Origin of the sequence: Mesorhizobium sp. M7A.F.Ca.CA.002.15.2.1, assembly GCF_003998715.1 — a bacterium.
Lineage (GTDB): Bacteria > Pseudomonadota > Alphaproteobacteria > Rhizobiales > Rhizobiaceae > Mesorhizobium > Mesorhizobium ciceri.
Map to the genome: position 1 here is coordinate 1 of NZ_RZPI01000956.1, position 1,505 is coordinate 1,505.

General features: G+C 64.9%; 2 protein-coding genes. Both read right to left on the reverse strand.

The genetic code is table 11. The features are described from left to right. The coding region (locus ENZ74_RS31490; protein ID WP_164761382.1) for an FAD-binding oxidoreductase at positions 1–1,104 on the reverse strand (1,104 nt) is incomplete at its 3' end. Positions 1,105–1,133: 29 nt separating this feature from the next. Then, positions 1,134–1,505 (reverse strand): ATP-binding protein (locus tag ENZ74_RS31495; RefSeq protein WP_164761383.1); only part of this gene is annotated, 372 nt, incomplete at its 5' end.

Here is a 1,505-nt window from a genome sequence, read left to right on the forward strand (position 1 = left end):
GCAAGCCACCGTGCGATAACCGCCATGCACGATCAGCTCGGCCAGCGCTTTGCCCACTGCTGGCGCCTGCTGCAGGCCGTGGCCGGAAAAGCCGTTGGCGAATAGGAAATTGCCGACGTCGGGATGCGGACCGATCACCGCGTTCTGGTCGAGCGTGTTGTAGTCGTAGTGGCCGGCCCAGGCACGGGTCGGCTTGATCGCCTCGAAGGCGGGAATACGGGTCGCCAGCACCGGCCAGATCACCTCTTCGAACAGTGGCCAGTTTACCTCGAAGTCGCCGGGATCGGGTGCGCAGTCGCCTTCCTCCGGTTCGGCGCCGCCGGTGAGGTAGACCGAGCCTTCCGGACGGACATAGATGCCGGAGGGATCGACCAGCAGCGGCATGTCGGCATATTTCTCGCGCGCCTCGAAGACGAAGACATTGCGCTTGCGCGGCTCGACCGGCAGCTCGAGCCCGGCCATGGCAGCCACCTTGCCGGCGTTAGGGCCGGCGGCGTTGACGACGATGCCAGCCTCCAGCGTCTCGCCATTGCCCAGGCTCACTCCCGTGACGCGGTTGCCATCGCGCGCGATGCCGGTGACATCTGCGGCGATGAAATCGACTTTCTTCTGCCGCAGCGCCTTGCGGAACAGCGTCAGCATCGCATGCGCGTCGAACCAGCCTTCGCCGGTGCGGCCATAGGCGCCGGCTGAAATGCCCTCGGTCGACAGCCATGGGAACCGGCGCACCAGCTGATCCGCGTCCTCCAGCACAATGTCGGCGCCCTCGGCCATCTGCGCCTGGTGATTGCTCCTCAGGATCGGCAAGCCGTCCTCGCCGGCAAGGATGAGGTAGCCGCCCTCGCGAAAGCCGATATCGGCGTCATCCCCGAACTCTTCCTTCAGCCGCCGGAACAGCTTCAGCGTGAACTGCGACAGGCGGATGTTTTCCGGGATCGAGAATTGCTGGCGGATCGAGGCCATGGACAGCGTCGTTGCCGCATGCGCGAATTGCGGATCACGCTCGACCAGCGCGATCGTGCCGGAAAACCCTTGCTCACGCAGGTAATAGGCGACCGAGGAGCCGACGATGGCTCCGCCGATGATGACGATGTCGTAGCGCATGTTCTCTCCGATCCGGCCGATAGTGTCCTTCACGCCACCGGCAGAATGACCTCGAAGCGCGTGCCGCGCTCGCTGTCAACCAGCGCGATCATACCATCATGCGCTTTCAGGAGGGCCAGCACGATGCCAAGCCCCATGCCGGTGCCGCCCTGTTCGCGCCGCGTGGTGAAGAACGGCTCGAAAATGCGCGCCCGGTTGCTCGGCGAAATGCCGGCACCGTCGTCGCTGACCAGGATGCTCGCCTTGCCGCCGGCGCTCGTAGCGGAGACAGAAACCTGCGTCGCGCCATGCCTGGCCGAATTGTCGATGAGATTGGCCAGCACGATAGCCGCGTTCTCGGCCGATATGCGCAATCTGATGTCGCCGCCGGCCCCGATGCTAACCGTGAGCCTGCTATCGAC